At 64.1% G+C, this 18441-nt stretch carries 19 protein-coding genes; 6 read left to right on the top strand and 13 right to left on the bottom strand.

Going from position 1 to position 18441, the window contains the following annotated elements; translation table 11 throughout:
• Positions 1–69: 69 nt before the first annotated feature.
• From dtd to AC26AR_RS00475, 3 genes are all read right to left on the bottom strand, one after another.
• Complete coding sequence (gene dtd, locus AC26AR_RS00485; RefSeq protein WP_077379564.1) at positions 70–519, bottom strand: D-aminoacyl-tRNA deacylase; 450 nt, start codon at positions 517–519, stop codon at positions 70–72.
• A gap of 119 nt (positions 520–638) precedes the next feature.
• A complete protein-coding gene (locus tag AC26AR_RS00480) occupies positions 639–1913 on the bottom strand; it encodes a TRAP transporter large permease (RefSeq protein ID WP_077379566.1) in 1275 nt (424 codons plus the stop codon).
• Positions 1914–2037: 124 nt separating this feature from the next.
• A complete protein-coding gene (locus AC26AR_RS00475; protein ID WP_303566202.1) occupies positions 2038–2700 on the bottom strand; it encodes a TRAP transporter small permease in 663 nt (220 codons plus the stop codon).
• Between the two features lie 444 nt (positions 2701–3144).
• Here AC26AR_RS00475 and AC26AR_RS00470 point away from each other — a divergent pair, with 444 nt between their 5' ends.
• The gene (locus AC26AR_RS00470; protein WP_488107379.1) at positions 3145–4236 is read left to right on the top strand and encodes a TRAP transporter substrate-binding protein; all 1092 of its coding nucleotides are present in this window, start codon (positions 3145–3147) and stop codon (positions 4234–4236) included.
• 160 nt (positions 4237–4396) lie between these two features.
• On the opposite strand, the gene AC26AR_RS00465 is transcribed toward AC26AR_RS00470, so the two are convergent.
• Positions 4397–4927, bottom strand: coding sequence for a chalcone isomerase family protein (locus AC26AR_RS00465; protein ID WP_258038368.1), 531 nt, complete (start codon positions 4925–4927; stop codon positions 4397–4399).
• 169 nt (positions 4928–5096) lie between these two features.
• The gene (thiD, locus tag AC26AR_RS00460; RefSeq protein ID WP_077379570.1) at positions 5097–5897 is read right to left on the bottom strand and encodes a bifunctional hydroxymethylpyrimidine kinase/phosphomethylpyrimidine kinase; all 801 of its coding nucleotides are present in this window, start codon (positions 5895–5897) and stop codon (positions 5097–5099) included.
• Positions 5898–6035: 138 nt separating this feature from the next.
• On the opposite strand from thiD, the gene AC26AR_RS00455 reads away from it, so the two are divergent.
• Both AC26AR_RS00455 and AC26AR_RS00450 read left to right on the top strand, forming a co-directional pair.
• The gene (locus AC26AR_RS00455) at positions 6036–6467 is read left to right on the top strand and encodes a YqaA family protein (protein WP_136939553.1); all 432 of its coding nucleotides are present in this window, start codon (positions 6036–6038) and stop codon (positions 6465–6467) included.
• Between the two features lie 196 nt (positions 6468–6663).
• The gene (locus AC26AR_RS00450; RefSeq protein ID WP_077379571.1) at positions 6664–7887 is read left to right on the top strand and encodes a patatin-like phospholipase family protein; all 1224 of its coding nucleotides are present in this window, start codon (positions 6664–6666) and stop codon (positions 7885–7887) included.
• A gap of 10 nt (positions 7888–7897) precedes the next feature.
• On the opposite strand, the gene AC26AR_RS00445 is transcribed toward AC26AR_RS00450, so the two are convergent.
• Both AC26AR_RS00445 and AC26AR_RS00440 read right to left on the bottom strand, forming a co-directional pair.
• Entirely contained in the window at positions 7898–8686 is a 789-nt protein-coding gene (locus AC26AR_RS00445; protein WP_271302715.1) for a pseudouridine synthase, read from the bottom strand.
• A 3-nt stretch (positions 8687–8689) separates the two neighbouring features.
• Entirely contained in the window at positions 8690–10624 is a 1935-nt protein-coding gene (locus AC26AR_RS00440) for an ABC-F family ATP-binding cassette domain-containing protein (RefSeq protein ID WP_077379575.1), read from the bottom strand.
• 106 nt (positions 10625–10730) lie between these two features.
• Between AC26AR_RS00440 and AC26AR_RS00435 the strand changes: the two genes are divergently transcribed.
• Positions 10731–11336 (top strand): TIGR02444 family protein, encoded by a 606-nt coding sequence (locus AC26AR_RS00435; RefSeq protein WP_488107378.1) that lies wholly within the window; start codon positions 10731–10733, stop codon positions 11334–11336.
• Between the two features lie 133 nt (positions 11337–11469).
• Entirely contained in the window at positions 11470–12177 is a 708-nt protein-coding gene (gene bamJ / locus AC26AR_RS00430; protein ID WP_284729107.1) for a BamJ family beta-barrel-assembly machinery protein, read from the top strand.
• Positions 12178–12601: 424 nt separating this feature from the next.
• On the opposite strand, the gene AC26AR_RS00425 is transcribed toward bamJ, so the two are convergent.
• Together AC26AR_RS00425 and AC26AR_RS00420 are read right to left on the bottom strand one after the other, a co-directional pair.
• Positions 12602–13261 carry an SCO family protein gene (locus AC26AR_RS00425; protein ID WP_488107377.1) on the bottom strand — a complete coding sequence of 220 codons (660 nt, stop codon included), beginning with the start codon at positions 13259–13261 and terminating at the stop codon, positions 12602–12604.
• Positions 13262–13319: 58 nt separating this feature from the next.
• Positions 13320–13913, bottom strand: coding sequence for a hypothetical protein (locus tag AC26AR_RS00420; protein ID WP_488107376.1), 594 nt, complete (start codon positions 13911–13913; stop codon positions 13320–13322).
• A gap of 228 nt (positions 13914–14141) precedes the next feature.
• Here AC26AR_RS00420 and AC26AR_RS00415 point away from each other — a divergent pair, with 228 nt between their 5' ends.
• Positions 14142–15071, top strand: a complete 930-nt coding sequence (locus AC26AR_RS00415; protein WP_077379585.1) for an AEC family transporter — start codon at positions 14142–14144, stop codon at positions 15069–15071.
• A gap of 240 nt (positions 15072–15311) precedes the next feature.
• Here the strand turns inward: AC26AR_RS00415 and AC26AR_RS00410 are convergent, their stop codons facing one another.
• From AC26AR_RS00410 to thiS, 4 genes are all read right to left on the bottom strand, one after another.
• A complete protein-coding gene (locus AC26AR_RS00410) occupies positions 15312–16220 on the bottom strand; it encodes a putative RNA methyltransferase (RefSeq protein WP_488107375.1) in 909 nt (302 codons plus the stop codon).
• Between the two features lie 128 nt (positions 16221–16348).
• The gene (gene trmB, locus AC26AR_RS00405; protein ID WP_488107374.1) at positions 16349–17173 is read right to left on the bottom strand and encodes a tRNA (guanosine(46)-N7)-methyltransferase TrmB; all 825 of its coding nucleotides are present in this window, start codon (positions 17171–17173) and stop codon (positions 16349–16351) included.
• A gap of 61 nt (positions 17174–17234) precedes the next feature.
• Complete coding sequence (locus AC26AR_RS00400; RefSeq protein WP_077379589.1) at positions 17235–18068, bottom strand: thiazole synthase; 834 nt, start codon at positions 18066–18068, stop codon at positions 17235–17237.
• Between the two features lie 67 nt (positions 18069–18135).
• A complete protein-coding gene (gene thiS / locus AC26AR_RS00395) occupies positions 18136–18336 on the bottom strand; it encodes a sulfur carrier protein ThiS (protein ID WP_077379591.1) in 201 nt (66 codons plus the stop codon).
• Positions 18337–18441: the final 105 nt, after the last annotated feature.

Below are 18441 nucleotides of genomic sequence, written 5' to 3'. Positions count from 1 at the left end.
GACGGCGCAGGCCTGTCATCCAATGCTTGCAGCCGCTCCCTCGGGAGCGGCTTTTTTGGGTCTACGCGATCAGCTCTCGAGCAGGAAGGTCACCGGCCCGTCATTGAGCAGCGAGACCTGCATGTTGGCCCCGAAGCGTCCGGTCTCGATTCCCACGCCAAGCTCCTCCCCGCGTTCACGCGCCTTGTCGACCAGATACGCGAACAACCGCTCGCCTTCCGCCGGCGGCGCTGCCGAGGAGAAACTGGGACGCATGCCACTGCCGGTGTCCGCCGCCAGCGTGAACTGCGAGACCAGCAGCAGACTGCCACCCGCCTGCTGGACGTTGAGATTCATCTTGTCGTTCTCGTCGCCAAAGACACGGTAGTGCAGCAGCTTGTGCAGCAGCTTGTCGGCGCGCGCCTCATCATCGCCCTTCTCGACGCCCACCAGCACCAGCAGACCGCCCGCGATGGCGCCGACCGTCTCGTTCTCCACCACGACCTGTGCCTGGGTGACGCGCTGGATCAATGCTCGCATGCTACTTGCTCCTTCAAGAGATGAATGATGATGAGCAGGAGCATACCAGACGCGAACGCCCCGCAGACCGAGTCTGCGGGGCGTTCGTGATGCGCATGTCCAACGAGCCGTATCGGTGGCTAGCTGGCCAGGCCGGGCAGGAAGAGCGCGATCTGCGGGAAAAGCATCAGCAGCACCGTCGCCAGCAACAGCAGGGCAATGAAGGGTGGCGTGCCACGGATGACCTCCATGTAAGGCTTTCGGAACACCGCCACCGCCGTGAAGATGTCACAGCCGAAGGGTGGCGTCGCCGAACCGATCGCCGCCTGCAGGGTGACGAGGGTACCGACCAGCACCGGGTCCAGTCCGGCGGCATCGACGGCCGGGGCAAATACCGGCGCCAGAATCAGGATCACCACGATGGGATCGACGAACATGCAACCGACGAAATAGGCCACCGCGATCACCGCCAGCAGCGCCAGGGCGTGTTCTGACAGGTACGGGATGTACCCGCCGAGAATGGCATCCGGAATCTTGGCGAACGAGATCATCCACGAGAAGCCGGCACCCGCCGCCACCAGAATGAATACCACCGCGGTGATCAGACCGGTGGAGAAGGCCACGCCGGGCAGGTCCTTGAGCGTGACGCCACGGTAGATGAGCATCTCGAGAATCAGCGCATAGATCACCGAGACCGTGGCGGCCTCCGTCGGCGAGAACATCCCCGAGTAGATGCCGCCGATGATGATCACCGGGAAGCCGGCGGGCAGACTGGCGCGCTTCAATGCCTTGAGGCGCGCAGGCCAGTCCGCCTTGGGCTGCGGCGCGATGCCCAGCTTCCATGACTTCCACATGCAGTAGAGCGAGAACAGCACCAGGATCATCAGCCCCGGACCGATACCGGCGATGAACAGATCCCCCACCGAGGTACCGGTCGCGACGCCGTAGATGATCATGCCGATGGACGGCGGAATCAGCAGCGCGATGTCAGAGGCATTGATGATCAACGCGATGGTGAACTTGTCGCTGTAACCGGCTTCCAGCAGCCGCGGGCGCAGCGGGCGCCCCATCGCGACCACCGTGGCCTGGGTGGAGCCGGACACCGCGCCGAACAGGGTACAGCCCAGCGCGGTGGTCACCGGCAGACCGCCACGCCAGTGACCGACGAAACGCTCGACCACATCCAGCAGACGCTGGGCGGTGGAGCCCTTGAGCATGATATCGGCCGCCAGAATGAACATGGGGACCGCCGTCAGTACCACTGGCTGCAGGCCACCAATCATCTGCTGGATCACCAGCTCTGGCTTGAGAAAAGGGAAATCGCTGAACAACAAGAAGAAGGTACCGACACTCAATGGCACCATCATGGGTACCCCAAGCAACAGCAGCCCCACCATCACGAGCAGAATCCACATCGCAGCTTCCGTCCCTGGGTCAATGTAGTGTGATCAATCACGAGCCCTGCAACACGCATCAGCCAAGGCATCTCTTGCCTTCACTCCCGCGCCACAGGCTCGCATCCGAAGTGGAAGAGACGTGCTAGAGCGCACCGCTGCCGTCGACTTCCTCGTTCTCGTCTATCTCCGCCGTACGCCACGACAGCCAGGCACCTTGTGCCAGCAGATTGCGCAGAATCGCCATCAGATACTGGAGGGCGCCCAGCGCCAGCCCCAGCGGGACCACGGCATAGAGTGCCGCCAGCGACCAGCGCAACGACGGCGTGACACGCCCTGACCTGGCCAGGCTCTGCAGATAATCCACCGCCAGCCAGGCCAGGTAGGCCAGCAGCGCACAGGTGATGATCTGGCCGGCGATCAACAGCACCTTGCGCAACCACGGCGGCATGAAGTCCAGCAGTGCCGTCACGCGGATATGGCGTCCGGCGCGCGCGCCGTAGCTGATGCCGAGAAAGGTCAGCCACAGCTGCAGGATCTGCATCAGCTCTTCGGTGAACGGCAGGCTGTAGTTGAAGACGTTGCGCCCGATCACATTGGCGATGCTGGCCGTCGCCATGCCCAGCACGCACAGCGCGATCAGCCAGCGTTCGACGTGAGCCAGGCCCTGATCACCGCGTTCGAATATCGCCGCCAGGCGGCGCAGCGGTGCAGGCAGATGTGCGAGGGGATCCTGAGCGCCTTGCGCCTCGGCTGGGGTGGGCCGGGTCTCATCAGCGGGGGGAGACTTGGAGGGGGGCGAATTCATGAAGCGGCTTCCTGTTGATGTGGCTTCCTGCCAGGCAGGCTTTCTGTCAGGCGACGCACGCACAGCGATTTGCGCCACGCCGTCTGCATTTGCCAGTACGATCCATTGAAATTTTCCGAGACACCGCCGTGATTTTCACTTTGGTGAGTCATGATCTAGCTTTATTGACGGCACCCTTTATTAGCGACACTACGAACCAGCACGCAGCCTACCTCTACCGAGCCATCTGGCAGGGCATGCCACCGACCCGGAGCAGGGGTCATCGAGTACCAGAATCTCATGCGGACAGGCTCAGCCTATTCATAATAAATTCTAATCACACTATCCGATTTGGTAATTTTTTTATTATATTAAGAATGGCAATATTATCTAAATGATGCAAGTTGCACGCCGGGTTCGCCCCATACCACCCGGCGCTGATGGAAATCACACAAGGAGAACAAGATGACGATGCAATGGAACCCGTCACCCGAGCAGAATCGCGAGACGCCCAGAACTCCTGTTCACCTTTCTCGTCTTGCCGCGTTCCTCAAGGGAGGCGCCCTCACGGCCGGCCTCGGCATGGCGGCACTGGCCTCCGCGGGCGTACAGGCTGACACCTGGCGTTTCGCGCTGGAGGAAGTCTCCGGCAGCGTGCAGGATGCCTACGCTCAGGAATTCAAGAAACGCATCGAAGAGGCCTCCGGCGGTGACATCGATGTCGAGATCTACCCCTACGGCGCGCTGGGTACCTCCTCACAGCTCACCGAACTGGTGCAGAGCGACGCCATCCAGCTGACCTTTGCGTCACCGGGTCACCTGGCCTCGGTGATTCCTGAATCAGGCGTCTTCACGCTGCACTTCCTGTTCTCCGACGACAACGCCGTCAATGAAGAGGTGCTCGGCAACTCCAAGGCCATCGACATGCTGTCCGAGGCCTACACCGAGCAGAACCTTCAGCTGCTGGGCGTGATTCCGGAAGGCTGGATGGTGTGGACCGGCAATCGTGACATCGAGACGCCTGAGGACATGAAAGGCTTCAAGATTCGCACCATGACGTCACCGATTCTGGTGGAGAGCTATCGCGCCTATGGCGCCAACCCGACGCCGCTGCCGTATTCGGAAGTCTATTCCGGCCTGCAGCTGGGGCAGATAGACGGCCAGGTGAACCCGGTGTTCGCCATTCAGGAAATGAGCTTCTATGAAGTTCAGGACTACATGATCCAGGCCAAGCAGGCACAGTTCATCACCACGCTGGTGGCCTCCAGCAATTTCTATTCCGGTCTGGATGACGAGCAGCAGCAGATGCTCGACAAGGTCACCAACGAGATGCGCCCGTATATCTTCGAGAAGCAGGAGGAGTACAACGCGGACCGTCTCGAGAAGATCAAGCAGGACAGCGACATCAAGATCATCACGCTGAACGACGAGCAGCGTGATGCCTTCCGTCCGGTCGGCGAGAAAGGCTGGGAGGTCTTCCGGGAGCAGGCCGGCGAGCGCGGCAGCAAGATCCTCGACACGCTGCAGGCCGACATCAAGGCGGCAGAAGCCAAGTAAGCCGCAGCATTGGCCAGCGAGTTGCCACGGGAGACCTTCCTGACGGCAACGATGGCCGTGTCAGATGACAAGACGCCCCTGCCGGGTAACCGGCAGGGGCGTCTTGATGAGGCAGGGCTCGCCATGGGCGCGAGCCGCCCGGAAGTTCAGAGGCTGACGGCTAACGCCCCAGCAGTTGTGAACGAAAGTCGTCGCGCGCGGGGGAGTCGCCAAGCCAGATCGCGAACACCCCGTTGGCCAATGCCAGCGAAGCGCTCTCGAAGAGCAAGGTATCGTTGAGCGCCAGCGTCAGCCGTCCCTTGCCACCCTCCTCTGCCTGCCATTCCAGCGCATAGCGATCTCCCGGCGACACGTCCCGATAGGCTGCATTGAAGCGCGACAGCTCCGCCTCGATCGCCGCGAAATTCGCTTCGGAAAGATTCTGGCGCACGCCCCTGGTGGTCGCCTTGGCGAAGTCAGCCGCCTCGATGGCATGGAAATACTCCAGCACCAGACGTCGCGAGACATCGCTGAGTGGTGCAGGCCGCGGCCGCCGGGCATCCTGATAATAGCCACCGACGTAGGCGTCCCATACCAGATAGGTAAACAGCCCGGTACCGATCAGCTCGAGCGGCTGGCCGCCTTGCGTCTCGGCCTGATCCGCGAAGGTCACTCCCTGTATCTCGGCGGCAAACGCCCAGGAGGGAAGCATGGCAAGCACTCCAGCCATCAGGCTGGTGCGCAACCATCGAGACGAGAAAGCCCTTGGCAAGGGCAGGCGAATCCGGGAGCGGGACATGGCATCGACTCTTCAAGGAAGTGACAGGGAGGCGTTCCTCTCACGCGCGAGGGGTCAGCTCAGGCTCTCGCGACGCACGGTCTCACCAGAGTGCGTGAAAGTGGTGCACGGGGCCACGCCCCTTGCCGACATTCAGCTGATCCGAGGCACGCAGCGCTCCCAGCAGCCATTCCCGCGATTCCTCCACGGCCCTCGTCAGTGACAGCCCCTGCGCCAGGCGCGCCGTGATCGCCGAGGACATCGAGCAACCGGTGCCGTGCAGGTTGTCGGTCTCGATCCGTGGCGCGCACAGCCATTGCTCACCGGCATCACTGACCAGCAGGTCATCGCAGGCCTGGCCCTCCAGTGCGCCCCCCTTGATCAGGACAGCATTGGCACCGCGTGCGCGCAACTCACGCGCGACCTGAGGCATGTCCTCCCGCCCGATCAGACGACGCTCGCCCAGCAGCACCGCCGCTTCATGCAGATTGGGCGTGATGATGTCCGCCAATGGCACCAGATGCTCTGCCACCGCCTGGATGGCCGCGTCATTGACCAGCGCATCGCCGCTCTTGGCCACCAGCACCGGGTCGAGCACGATCCAGCGCGGGCGACGCTGACGGAGCCTGTCCGCCAGCAGCTCCACGACAGCCGGGTCCGCGACCATGCCGATCTTGATGGCGATGATATCGAGATCATCCAGCACGGCATCCAGCTGTGCTCCGATGAAGGCGCACGACACCGGCTCGACGCTGCGCACGCCACAGGTATTCTGGGCGGTCAGTGCCGTGATCACGCTGGCTCCATACGCCCCCAGCGCGGAGAATGTCTTGAGATCCGCCTGAATGCCGGCCCCGCCCGATGGGTCTGAGCCGGCAATCGTCAGGACGCACGGAATATGCATGCACGAGACTCCCGGAAAATGACATGAATTTGCCAACAGCATACCCGAGCGGCGAGGGGAAGAAAGCCACCCAGCTGCCTCACCCTCGGCTCGGCCCCTGCGGTTCAGGAAAATCGCGGCATGGATGACGTGGTCGCCCTGCTGTCGCTGGGCCTGATAGCACTGGCCAGCGCCACGCTGCTGCCGGGCGGGTCGGAAGCCGCATTGGCGGGGCTGTGGTGCGAGGGGGTCGCCCCATGGGCGCTATGGCTTGCCGCAACGCTTGGCAACACGCTGGGCAGCCTGATCAATGTCGCCCTGGGACGCGGCGCACGGCGCCTACGGACTCGTCGCTGGTTCCCGGTCTCGCGGCGAGCGCTGGCGCGCGGCACGCTGTGGTATCGCCGCATCGGTGCCTGGAGCCTGCTGCTCAGCTGGGCACCCGTGATCGGTGACCCCTTGACGGTGCTGGCAGGCGTCTTCCGCCTGCCCTGGTGGAAGAGCGTGCTGTTGATCCTGGTTGCCAAGGGCGGCCGCTACGCCCTGCTGCTGGTGATCGCGGACCACTGGCTGACCCCCTGGTGTACGTGAATCACCCGTCAGGCCACGCGCACAGGCCGCCCATGCACGAGCCACAGGAGCCACAGGAGCGTGCTATGCTGACAGCTGCTATGCTGCACTGCACAATTCGTGTTCGCTTTCATTGCCACAAGCCGATCACCTGCCAATCAGGTAGCCGAGGCCGTGCAGGCCATCAGCGTGGCGCTACCGGAAAGGAGAAGGTTTCATGCGTGATACATCCTGCGACTTCTGCGCTGACGCGCTCAATATTCTGGTCCTGCAAGGCGGCGGTGCCCTTGGCGCCTACCAGATCGGCGTGTTCGAGGCACTGGCAGAGGCCGGCATCCAGCCCGATTGGGTCGTCGGGACCTCCGTCGGTGCCATCAATGGCGCACTGATTGCGGGCAATCCGGATGGCGAGCGCCTCAAGGCCCTCGAAGCGTTCTGGTATGGCATCGCGCAACCGGCCAACAGCCTCGGGCCGGCCTTCCACCCCTGGGAGCGCAGCGTCGCGCGCTCCTCCGCCATGCTGTGGGGTATCCCGGGCTTCTTCCGTCCGCGCCCCCTGTGGACAGTTCCCATCTGGCAGAGCTTCTTCGGCGAACCGCCCAGTCTCTACGACACCGAACCGCTGGGAGACACCCTCAATCGCCTGGTGGACTTCGAGCGCCTCGACGCCCGTCACCCGGAGAACGTGCGGCTATCGGTCGGGGCGGTCAATATCGGCAGCGGCGCATTGCGTTACTTCGATTCGTCACAAGAGGCGCTGGATCACCGCCACATACTGGCCAGTGGTGCCCTGCCGCCGGCATTCCCGCCGGTGTGGATCGACGGTCAGGCCTACTGGGATGGCGGCCTCTACTCCAACACGCCGATCAGCTGGGTGCTGTCGGAGCGCGCGCACAGCGAGACGATCGTCAACTGCTACGTCATCGACCTGTGGAGCGCCTACGGGAAGGTGCCGGAAACCTTGCAGGAAGCCCAGCTACGCGAAAAGGACATCCAGTACTCCAGCCGCGCCGGTGAGCATCTGCATCTGATGGAAGAGAATCAGGCACTGCGCATGGGCCTGGAGCACCTGGCCGACCTGCTGCCGGAAGACCTGCGTCAGTCTCAGGAAATACACGACATCCTGGCCATGACCCAGCAACCGTCCATCAATGTCGTGCGTCTGCTGGCGGCGGCCCGCCCCGACGAGACCTCACTCAAGGATATCGATTTCTCGCGTGCGACCATCGATTCACGTCGTCGCAGCGGCTATGGGGACATGCATGAGGTGCTGAACCGCTGCGAGCAGTTCGACCCCCTGCCGCGCAACATCGGGGTCATCGTCCGCAACTTCACCCGCAACTCGCGGGGTGAGCTGATCAGCCTGTCAGCCCCGGATGTCCCCCCGACGGAGAGCGAAGAGGAGGATGAGGGTCTGCCGAGCCAGGCCAGCGGCCGCTGAGGCAGCGGCCTCACTCATGTGCCAGCGCCGCGCCGAGCCGCAGGCACTCGTCACGCGTCAGCTCCCGCCAGTCCCCCACCGCGAGCCCGGCGACACTCAGCCCCGCCACCGACTCGCGGTGCAGCCACACCACGCGATTGCCCAGAGTGCGCCACAGTCGCTTGACGTGATGGTGGCGCCCTTCGTGCAGCGTCAGGCGCGCCTCGTCCGCGGCCAGAAACTCGAGCCGCGCGGGCAGCGTCGGCCGAGCGTCATTGGCGAGCAGGACGCCCTGCGCCACCCGCGAGATCGCCTCGGCCTGCGCCGCCTCCGACAGCGGTTGCTCCAGCCCCATGCGGTAGCGCTTGGCGGGCCCATCCAGTCCGGCATCGCTGATGCGTGACGAGACATCACCGTCGTTGGTCAGCAGCAAGGCACCGGTCGTGGCGCGATCCAGTCGTCCGACGTGATGGATTTCCTCGAGCCAGCCGTCATCCTCTCCACGTGATTCAAGCGAATCGCGCAGCACATCGATGACGGTGGGATGTTCGGGGTCATGACAGGCCGTCACGACCCCGGCAGGCTTGTTGAGCAGCACATGGCGTGGACGACGTGGCGCCTGCAGGCGTATCTCGCCTGGCGTCGCGTCATTGTCCGCCAGCGTATCGGCTGTCAGCGCGATGGCATCGAAGGGACCGACCTCGTGCAGCGGATCGCGGACCGTCTGGCCATTGATCCGCACACGCCCCGCCGCCAGCGCATGCAACGCCAGGCGGCGATTGAGCTGCGGCTGGCGCGTCAGCCAGCGATCCAGCCGCATGCCTCAGTCCGCCGCCTTGAGCTGGGCTTCCATCTCTTCCAGCGCTTCCTGGGCCTCGAACCATTCGGCTTCGGCGTCCTCGAGACGTCCCTTGATCTCGCCCTGACTGGCCAGCAGCCGGGTCAGTTCGCTCTTGCGGTCCGCCTCATAGAGCGTGGCATCGCCCAGCGCTTCCTCGACCTTGTCCAGCTCCCCCTGCGCCTTGCTCATCTTCTGCTCGGCCTTGTCGCTGAGCTTCTTGAGCGGGCGCAGCTTCTCGCGCAGCTCGGCGGCCTGACGACGCGCTTCCTTGCGGTCCGGCGTGCGCGTGCCGTCGCTGCCAGCCTCGGCATCCTTCTGGGCGCGCGCCTCACGCCGCTCGCCCTCGACCCGCGCCTTGAGCCAGGCACGATAGTCGTCGAGATCGCCATCGAAGGGCGTCACGCGGCCATCGGCGATGCACCAGAATTCATCCACGCAGGCGCGCAGCAGGTGGCGGTCGTGGGAGACCAGAATCACGGTGCCCTCGAAGGTCGCCAGCGCATCGGTGAGCGCCTCGCGCATGTCGAGATCCAGGTGGTTGGTCGGCTCATCCAGCAGCAGCAGATTGGGCTTCTGCCACGCGATCAGCGACAGCGCCAGGCGTGCCTTCTCGCCACCGGAGAACGACTCCACCGAAGCGTACACTTCATCCCCATGGAAGCCGAAGCTGCCGAGGAAGGTGCGGATCTCCAGATCCCCGGCCCCCGGCGAGAGACGCAGCACATGATTGAAGGGAGTCGAGGTCAGGTCGAGCCCATCGACCTGGTGCTGGGCGAAGTAGCCGATGGCCAGATGCTCGCCGGCGGTGCGCTGGCCTTCGACCAGAGCCAGTTCACCGGTGAGCGCCTTGATCAGGGTCGACTTGCCCGCGCCGTTGGGGCCGAGCAGGCCGATGCGCTGGCCCGGCAGCAGCGAGAAGCGCACCCCGGACAGCTGCGGCGGCTGACCGGGATAGCCGATCACCGCCCGGTCCAGTCCCAGCAGCGGATGGGAGATCTTGTCGGAGCAGGGAATCGTGAAGTGGAACGGCGAATCGGCCTTCACCGCTGCCGTCTCCTCCATGCGCTCCAGCATCTTCAGGCGACTCTGGGCCTGGCGTGCCTTGGTGGCCTTGGCCTTGAAGCGACGCACGAAGTCCTCGATCTCGGCGCGACGCGCCATGGTCTTCTCGTGCTCGGCCTGCTCACGCACCAGGCGCTCGGAACGCGTTCGCTCGAAGCGGCTGTAGTTGCCTTTGTAGACCACCAGCTTGCGACGATCGAAGTGGATGATGTGATCACACACCGCATCGAGGAAGTCACGGTCGTGGGAGATCAGCAGCAGCGCGCCGGGGTAGCGTGCCAGCCATTGTTCCAGCCACAGCAGCGCATCGAGATCCAGGTGGTTGGTCGGCTCATCCAGCAGCAGCAGGTCAGACGGCGTGAAGAGGGTGCGCGCCAGATTGGCCCGCATCCGCCAGCCCCCCGAGAAGGCCGCTAGCGGCTGACTGAGCTGGGCCTGGCGGAAACCGAGCCCGACCAGCAGCTGCTCGGCACGCGCACGCGCGGTATAGCCATCGAGGGTGTCGAAGTGAGCGTGCAGCTCGGCCTGACGCTGATGCTCGCCGCTTTCTTCGGCGGCGGCCAGAGCCCGCTCCGTCTCGCGCAGCGCGTGATCCCCGTCCATGACGTAGTCGACGATCGGGCGCTCCAGCGCATCGATTTCCTGTGCCATGTGCGCGACCCGCACGCCACCGGCCAGCGAGACGCTGCCGCTGTCGGGGATCAGCTCACCGAGAATCAGCCCGAACAGGCTGGACTTGCCGGCCCCGTTGGGGCCGACGATGCCCGCCTTGTGACCGGCATGCAACGTCAGGTCCGCTTCGTCGATCAGCGGGGCTCCGCCGCGTTGCAGGGCGAGCTGGCGCAGTGCAATCATGACAACCTCGATCAGAAAATCCGGGGGCGTCGGCTCCCGCGCGCAGCATGCATGACCGCCGTGAACCACAGGCATGACCGCCATGAACCACAGGAAAGCCGACTTGATGGGCGCACATTCTACCGGATTGTGGGACTACGCGCTGTCCCTCTACGCACAGCCTGCTCCTCAGGGCCTGCCCTACGACCAGGAAGAAGGCGCAGGGCCGACTGACGTGATGAGCGCCTGTCTGCTGTTGCAGGACGAGGCCGGTCTCGATGTCTGCGAGCTTCTATGGATTCACTGGCTGGCCGCACGCGGTGTGGCGCTGGGTGCCTCGCCGTGCCTGCTGCTCGGTGAGGTGCGTGACTGGCAACGCGGGATGACCGTGACACTGCGCGAGCGTCGCCGACAGCTCAAGCAGCACCTGACGGAGCCAACCGACACGCGAAGCGCGGCCACCACACGCCGGCTGGAAACGCTGTATCAGCAATTGAAGGCCTGTGAACTGTCGGCGGAGCAGGAAGCGCTGGCACGCCTGGAAGCCCTCAGCCCTCCGGCCCATGCTCCCACGCCACCGTTCATGTCATGCCATGACCCCCGACGCGCCTTCCTGCAGTCGCTGCGACAGCTTACCGGTCAGGCGTCGCTCGACGAGGGCGACGACAGCATCGCACGTGCCCTGCACCTGCTGGCCACGAGCCGCGCCGGGCGAAGCTCGTCTCAACCCTAATGGCAGATGCGGAACTTGTACGCGACTGTTAGAGTCCCAGTAGCACCGGAGCATCAGCATGGTCATGCCACGCTGCGTGCCGCATATGCGTTTCGGGCCCGTCTCAGGCCCATCCCATCCTGAAGGAGTTTTCATGAAACAGCTGGTTAGTGCCGTCGCGCTCGGCGCCCTCCTGGTTACCCCGTTCAGCTTTGCCGCCGACGACAGCCTCTCTGACGACCAGGCACAGCTCAGCTACGGCATCGGTGCGACACTGGGCAAGAGCCTGTCTCAGGACATCACTGATCTTGACCTGGATGCCTTTACGCAAGCCGTGCGTGACGTCTATGCCAAGGGCGACATGAAGATGAGCGATCAGGAAATTGCCGATGCGCTCTCGAAGTTCCAGCAGAAGAAGATGGAAGAGCAGCAGCAGATGGCCGAACAGCAGGCGGCCGACAACAAGGCGGCCGGTGACAAGTTCCTCGCCGAGAACGCCAAGCAGGATGGCGTGAAGACCCTGGATTCCGGCCTGCAGTACAAGGTGCTGAAATCCGGTGACGGCGAGAGCCCGAACGCGGAAGACACCGTCAAGGTGAACTATGAAGGCAAGCTGCTGGACGGCACCGTCTTCGACAGCTCCTACCAGCGTGGCGAGCCGGTCAGCTTCAAGGTCAACCAGGTCATCAAGGGCTGGCAGGAAGCGCTGCAGGAAATGAGCGTCGGGGATACCTGGATGCTCTACATCCCGGCCGACCTCGCCTACGGCAAGGCTGGCACTGGCGGCCCGATCGGCCCGAACGAGACGCTGACCTTCAAGGTCGAGCTGCTCGACGTGACCAAGGCAGATGCCGCGAAGTAATCCCTGACGCGCGAATGCGCGCCGTCAGCCAGAAAAAAGCCGCCCTCAGGGGCGGCTTTTTCATTGTACAGGAGGCATCCCGCGACGGGTCAGGCAGCGTGAAACGGGCCTCCAGGTGAGCGATCTGCCTGTGGATAATTCTGTGGGGAAGCTATTGACCACAGGTTGACAACCGGCCGTGTTACATGGCAACTCAGCGGCCGTCAGGGGTGGCGGCAAAGTGAACACTGACTCCCGAAATCGGCAATGTACGCCTTAACTTGTTGATTTTGTTGAAATACAAAAGTCTACCTTCAAAAACAGCAGGTTGCTGAAAGATGGCGGAATGATTATCCACAATTCTCGTCACAGGCTCTTGCCAACTTGTGGACAATGTGTATTTCCCTCGTGTCCGAGACGCACATGACAGCACGACAAGGAGACGTCAGGGAGTGGTCTCGCTCAGCACGCGAGTCAGGCCGGCCCGAATGCCGGCCGCGCCTGGCGTGAAGGGAATACGATCGTAGATGCGCCCCTGCGCGGAGACGAGATACAGCGCCGCACCATGATCCACGGTATAGCCCAGCGCGGAATCCGGGGCATCGACACGCCGATGACTGACCCCGTAGCGACGCGCGATCTCGGCCAGTTCGGTATCGCTGCCCGTGACCCCGATGAAACGCGGACCAAAGTGCCCGGCATAGGTGGCCAGACGTGCTGGCGTATCACGCTCAGGGTCCAGAGAGACAAGCACCGGTACCACGCGAGCGGCCGCCGACGCCGGCAACTCGGTCAGCACCTGGCGCAGGGCCGCCAGCGTCATCGGGCAGACATCCGGACATTGGGTATAGCCGAAATAGAGTGCCACCACCGGCGTGGCATCCGGTGGTGCGGCCTCCCCCATGCTGACCTCGGCGAGCCGGAAGTCGCCCCGTGCCGATGTCAACTGGATGGGCCCGCCAAGGCTCGCCCACGCCTGCATGCCGGACACCGGCACCGACGGTCGGTGAAGGGCCTGCCATGTCACCCCCGCGCCCACCAGTGCCACGACACCCACCACGCCCAGCATCAGCCAGCGCAGGGTCTGCCTGTTCTCCTCCTGCATGCCTGGACTCCTTGTCAGTGGTGGCCTGCCGGTCAGACGCCTCACGCCTCGCCGCGCGCTAGCTGTCTCGCCGGACGCTTCTTTCGTCAGGGAAGAACAGCTGGTTGACCGAGCTTTCGAGCTGCTCCGCCGTGGAGGCAGGCGGATGGCTGTCAAAGTCGAACCAGCTGCCCAGGCGGCCACGTTCAGTGGTCACGATCACCTGTGCTCGCCATGCCATGGTGGCACTGCTGCAGAAACCGAGCTGTCCTTCCCCCGACCAGTGCTGACGTGCCTGCGTCGGCGCATCCCGGGTGGTCAGCAGACTGCGCTTGACCCCCATGTCCATGTGGCGACCGATGAAATCGACCTCCACGCCCTCGGGTGCCACATCTTCCGTGATCACCCGGATACCCAGCGGCGTCAGCGGGCTGATGTCACCATCGAGTGCGAGCGTGATACGCCCGAAGCGCCCCAGCTCGGCACTGCAGGGCGCATGGCTGAGTTCGCAGGACTGGTTGGGGGCGAACCAGGTGACCTTGCCGTTGCTGCCGTCACGTACAAGGTAGTAGTCGATCAGGTAATAGAGCGATACGACGATGGTGAGCAGCGTCACCATGATCAGCAGGTTGAGCAAGGGCGGGCGGGCATTTTCTTCTTCGGCGCGATACATGGCGGTTCCGATGACAATCCGGCAGCACGCCGGAATAGGAGGAGACAGTCGCGTGGCAAACAGGCCGACAGGCTAAGACACATGAATGAATGCGCAGGTGAGCCACTCATGACAAGCTTATCAGGCCCCCCGGCGGGCGCAGCCGCCGAGACATCGTGTCACGTCGAGGCACGAGACGTTCTTGGCCACGACGCCCCATCCGCACCGTGAGCACGTCCAGGAGACAGAATGGCAAGTGTACAACAGGCGCTCGGTCCTCTCTTCCTGCTCATCGTCGCGGGCGCCTTGCTGGGCTGGAAGCGCTTCCCGGGCGAGGGGTTCTGGAGCGAGCTGGAACGCCTCATCTATTACGTGCTGTTCCCTGCCATGCTGATGTCCACCCTGGCGCGCGCTGACATGGCCAGCGTCCCGGTCATCCCTCTGGCCTGCGTGATGCTGGGCTCGATGCTGCTGTTCGCTGCCGCGCTGTGGCTGGGGTGGCGTCATGCCCCCGACTGGCTGAGCCGCCAGCTGGGCGATGCCGCGTCCTTCACCTCACTCTTCCAGGGCAGCATCCGCTTCAACAGCTACGTCGGCGTGGCCGGCGCGGCAGCGCTGCATGGCAGTGCCGGTGCGACCGTCGCGGCGGTGGCGCTGGCCCTGATGGTGCCAGCGGCCAACCTGCTGTGCGTATTGGCGTTCATCGGTGCCGGCACTCTGGGTGACGGCGGACTACTGCGCTCACTCAAGGCGCTGACCCGCAACCCTCTGGTGCTGGCCTGTCTGGCGGGAACGGCGCTCAATCTCAGCGGCATCGGCCTGCCGGGCTGGAGCGGCGATGCGCTGACATTGCTGGGGCGCGCGGCGTTGCCACTGGGGTTGGTGGCGGTAGGCGTGGCGCTGCGACCACGAGTACTGATGAACAGTGGCAGCGTGGCATGGCTGGCGAGTCTGCTGAAGCTGCTGGCGATGCCGGCATTGGTGGTGGGGCTGTGCGCCGGCGTTGGCCTGACTGGCGTGGCACGCGATGTCGCCATCCTGTTTGCCGCGCTGCCCACTGCTACGTCAGCCTACATTCTGGCGCGCCAGCTGGGTGGCAATGCCGAACTGATGGCGGCGCTGATCACCGCGCAGACGCTGCTGGCGATGCTGACCCTGCCCCTGTGGCTGGCGACCTGACGGAGGCTCCGTCGCGGCTCGCGACCTGAGGGCTCTCGGCATGAACCGCACACAAGAAAAAGGGCATCCCAGATGAGGATGCCCAAGACCGTGACTAGCTTGATGAGGAGAAACTCCGCAGCGGGGGCCTGACTCCGCCGCCGCGGATGGGCTTGCGCCCTGCGATGTCTGCCCGGACACCGCACAGACAAGATAATCATTCTCATTTGCTTTTGCAAGCCAAATGCGAAGAATTTCTATTTACGCCGCGCCTTGTGCCTCCTCGCGCGTGAACACTCTCAGTTCCGCGTGCAGCTCGACCGCCAAGGCCGTCATGGCTTCGGCTCGTGCCAGACCATCACGCTCGGCACGATACAGATGCGGGGTCATGGTCAGCAGATCCCGGATCTGCTCATTGCTGGTCAATGAAAGCCCTGCATGCAGATGCTCGACCTCCCCCTCCACCACGAAACCTGCGGCTTCAGCGGCCATCACCCCGGCCTCGCCACGCGCGGGCTTCAGCTCCCGGTAGAGAATTCTGCGCAACGCCAGCAGGTGCTCGGCTCCCGCCTCCAGCAGCACCACATGGCCCCCGGGCTTGAGGACACGCGCGAACTCCTGCCAGACGGGGAAGCCGAAGGCGCAGATCACCACATCCACACAGGCGTCTTCCAACGGCAGTGCCGCGTTGGTGCCCACCAGCCAGGCGGCATCGCGTGACTGCTTCGCTGCCGCCAGCACCGCGTGCTTGGAGATATCCAGACCCGCCGCCGTCAGCGAGCGCCGCTGCTCATCGGCAGCGTCTGCCAGCTGACGCAGATAGAAGCCTTCCCCACAGCCGGCATCCAGCACGGCCAGCGCACTTGCCTGCCCTGCCAGCGCCAGCACACGTCGTGCCAGCGCCGAGGCGAGAGGCTGATAGCCACCGAGGGCGAACAGCCGCTGGCGAGCGCTGACCATCGCCTTACTGTCGCCGGGGTCCAGACTGCGCTTGCGCTGCACCGGCAGCAGATTGACGTGCCCCTGACGCGCGATATCGAAGCGATGGCCATCGGCGCAGCACCAGCTCTGGCCATCTCGCATCAGCCGCTGGGCATCCAGTGGGCAGGTCAGGGTCGTCAGTGGCGTCATGGTCGGCCGGTCAGCCGGTTCAGGGGTGGGCGTCGTCATGGTCATCAGCTCTCGGGACGAGGTGGGAAGAGAAAGGCAAAAGCGGCGGGTCTCAGACGCAAGCGGCCACCCGAAGGCGGCCGCGATGCAGCATCGTGATGATGCCGCCACTGCGCACGAGGCGCGAATCAGTCCTGCTTGACGAAGATCAGATCCCACACGCCGTGACCGAGACGCTCGCCGCGCTGCTCGAACTTGGTCAGCGGACGGAAATCCGGACGCGGCACATAGGGGGCGCTCTCGGCCGGAGCCGTGTTGACGAAGCCCGGTGCCTCGCCCATCTCTTCGGCCATGGCCTCGGCGTAGTTCTCCCAGTCGGTGGCCATGTGGAAGTGACCGCCCGGCTTGAGCACACGACGCACCAGCTCGACGAAGGCCGGCTGCACGATGCGACGCTTGTGGTGTTTCTTCTTCGGCCACGGGTCCGGGAAGAACAGCTGGAAGGTGTCGGCACACCCTGCCGGCACGCAGTCAGCCAGCACTTCCAATGCATCGTGACGATAGACGCGCAGATTGGTCAGACCCAGCTTGTCGACATCATCCAGCAGCTTGCCGACACCCGGGGCATGCACCTCGATCCCGATGAAGTCGGTGCCCGGATTGGCCTGAGCCTGCTCGCACAGCGACTTGCCCATGCCGAAGCCGACCTCGATCACCAGCGGCGCACGGCGACCGAACAGCGCCTCGAGGTCCAGCTCGCCCTGCTCGTGACGCAGACCAAGGCGCGGGAAGACCTCTTCGAGCCCGCGGGTCTGGGCCTGTGTCATGCGCCCACCGCGGATCACGTAGCTCTTGATGCCACGCTTGCGGGCGACGGCTTCATCCGCCACGGAAGGGGTCGCTTGCGCGCTTTCGTTCTGCACGCTCTCGTTCTGCACGCTCTCTTGCTGCGCATCGTCAGCAGGAGCAGAAGTGGACGTGTCGTCCTGCGGCTTGGAAGTCTCGTCAGTCATGGGGTCGTCTTGGTCTTTGCATGAGCGATGCGCGAGCATCGGATTCGAATGATTCAGGAGGTCAGCCGGTGATCAGGCCGGCCCCCGGCGAGGAAGCGCGCGCCGTCAGGCGAGTCGGCATGCGTCCCGCCAGGAAGGCACCACGGCCGGAGATCACGGCCTGGCGCATGGCGTCCGCCATCAGCAGCGGTTGGCGAGCATGGGCGATGGCGCTGTTCATCAGCACGCCATCACAGCCGAGCTCCATCGCGAAGGCCGCCTCGGACGCCGTGCCCAGCCCGGCATCCACCAGCACCGGCACGTTGGCGCGCTCGATGATCAGCGACAGGGTATGCGGGTTGAGGATGCCAAGGCCGGAGCCGATCAGCGAGCCCAGCGGCATGATGGCGCAGCAGCCGATTTCCTCGAGCTGACGGGCAACGATGGGGTCGTCGGAGGTATACACCATCACGTCGAAGCCATCGGCGACCAGCTCCTCGGCGGCCTTGAGGGTCTCGACGATATTGGGATACAGCGTGTCCTGATCGCCCAGCACTTCCAGCTTGACCAGATTGTGGCCATCCAGCAGTTCACGCGCCAGCTTGCAGGTACGCACCGCGTCACGCGCGTTGTAGCAACCGGCGGTATTGGGCAGGAAGGTATAGCGACTGGGCGACAGCACGTCGAGCAGATTCGGCTCATCGGCATTCTGGCCCAGATTGGTGCGACGCACCGCGAAGGTGACCACTTCCGCGCCGGAGGTCTCGATGGCGGAACGGGTCTCATCCATGTCCTTGTACTTGCCGGTGCCGACCAGCAGGCGCGAGGAGAACTCGCGACCGGCGACGACCAGCGGACTGTCACCGGCGACCTGGGTGACGGGGGCGTTAAGCGTCTGGGCAGAACTGTCTGTCATGATGACCTCATCGAGCTGGACGTGAACGAGCGTGAAGTGAAAGCTATCGACCCTGGCAGCGGGACGTTCAACCACCACCGATGGCGTGGACGATCTCGATGCGATCACCGGCCTGCAGAAGGGTGTCGGCGTGAGCGCTACGTGGCACGATGTCCTCGTTGCGCTCGACTGCCAGGCGGCGGCCCTGAAGTCCGAGACTCTCGACCAGAGCGGCGACTGTCATGGCATCCGCCACCACATGATCTTCACCGTTTAGCTGTATCTGCATGCTGTCCTCCCGCGAAAAGAGGCCGCCATTGTAGCGGCTTTACGTGGACAGGCGTAGGCACAACATCGTCGGTACGATATGCCCTCGCCACCTGCCCTCAAGGAA

It is taken from the genome of Cobetia sp. PS-4MA (assembly GCF_057670765.1).
This window is presented reverse-complemented; position numbering and strand designations above follow the sequence as displayed.

Excerpts from the sequence above, each read along its gene's own strand:
- dtd (WP_077379564.1), bottom strand. The coding sequence starts at position 519 with ATGCGAGCATTGATCCAGCGCGTCACCCAGGCACAGGTCGTGGTGGAG.
- AC26AR_RS00480 (WP_077379566.1), bottom strand. The coding sequence starts at position 1,913 with ATGTGGATTCTGCTCGTGATGGTGGGGCTGCTGTTGCTTGGGGTACCC.
- AC26AR_RS00475 (WP_303566202.1), bottom strand. The coding sequence starts at position 2,700 with ATGAATTCGCCCCCCTCCAAGTCTCCCCCCGCTGATGAGACCCGGCCC.
- AC26AR_RS00470 (WP_488107379.1), top strand. The coding sequence starts at position 3,145 with ATGACGATGCAATGGAACCCGTCACCCGAGCAGAATCGCGAGACGCCC.
- AC26AR_RS00465 (WP_258038368.1), bottom strand. The coding sequence starts at position 4,927 with ATGCTTCCCTCCTGGGCGTTTGCCGCCGAGATACAGGGAGTGACCTTC.
- thiD (WP_077379570.1), bottom strand. The coding sequence starts at position 5,897 with ATGCATATTCCGTGCGTCCTGACGATTGCCGGCTCAGACCCATCGGGC.
- AC26AR_RS00450 (WP_077379571.1), top strand. The coding sequence starts at position 6,664 with ATGCGTGATACATCCTGCGACTTCTGCGCTGACGCGCTCAATATTCTG.
- AC26AR_RS00445 (WP_271302715.1), bottom strand. The coding sequence starts at position 8,686 with ATGCGGCTGGATCGCTGGCTGACGCGCCAGCCGCAGCTCAATCGCCGC.
- AC26AR_RS00440 (WP_077379575.1), bottom strand. The coding sequence starts at position 10,624 with ATGATTGCACTGCGCCAGCTCGCCCTGCAACGCGGCGGAGCCCCGCTG.
- AC26AR_RS00435 (WP_488107378.1), top strand. The coding sequence starts at position 10,731 with ATGGGCGCACATTCTACCGGATTGTGGGACTACGCGCTGTCCCTCTAC.
- bamJ (WP_284729107.1), top strand. The coding sequence starts at position 11,470 with ATGAAACAGCTGGTTAGTGCCGTCGCGCTCGGCGCCCTCCTGGTTACC.
- AC26AR_RS00425 (WP_488107377.1), bottom strand. The coding sequence starts at position 13,261 with ATGCAGGAGGAGAACAGGCAGACCCTGCGCTGGCTGATGCTGGGCGTG.
- AC26AR_RS00420 (WP_488107376.1), bottom strand. The coding sequence starts at position 13,913 with ATGTATCGCGCCGAAGAAGAAAATGCCCGCCCGCCCTTGCTCAACCTG.
- AC26AR_RS00415 (WP_077379585.1), top strand. The coding sequence starts at position 14,142 with ATGGCAAGTGTACAACAGGCGCTCGGTCCTCTCTTCCTGCTCATCGTC.
- AC26AR_RS00410 (WP_488107375.1), bottom strand. The coding sequence starts at position 16,220 with ATGACGACGCCCACCCCTGAACCGGCTGACCGGCCGACCATGACGCCA.
- trmB (WP_488107374.1), bottom strand. The coding sequence starts at position 17,173 with ATGACTGACGAGACTTCCAAGCCGCAGGACGACACGTCCACTTCTGCT.
- AC26AR_RS00400 (WP_077379589.1), bottom strand. The coding sequence starts at position 18,068 with ATGACAGACAGTTCTGCCCAGACGCTTAACGCCCCCGTCACCCAGGTC.
- thiS (WP_077379591.1), bottom strand. The coding sequence starts at position 18,336 with ATGCAGATACAGCTAAACGGTGAAGATCATGTGGTGGCGGATGCCATG.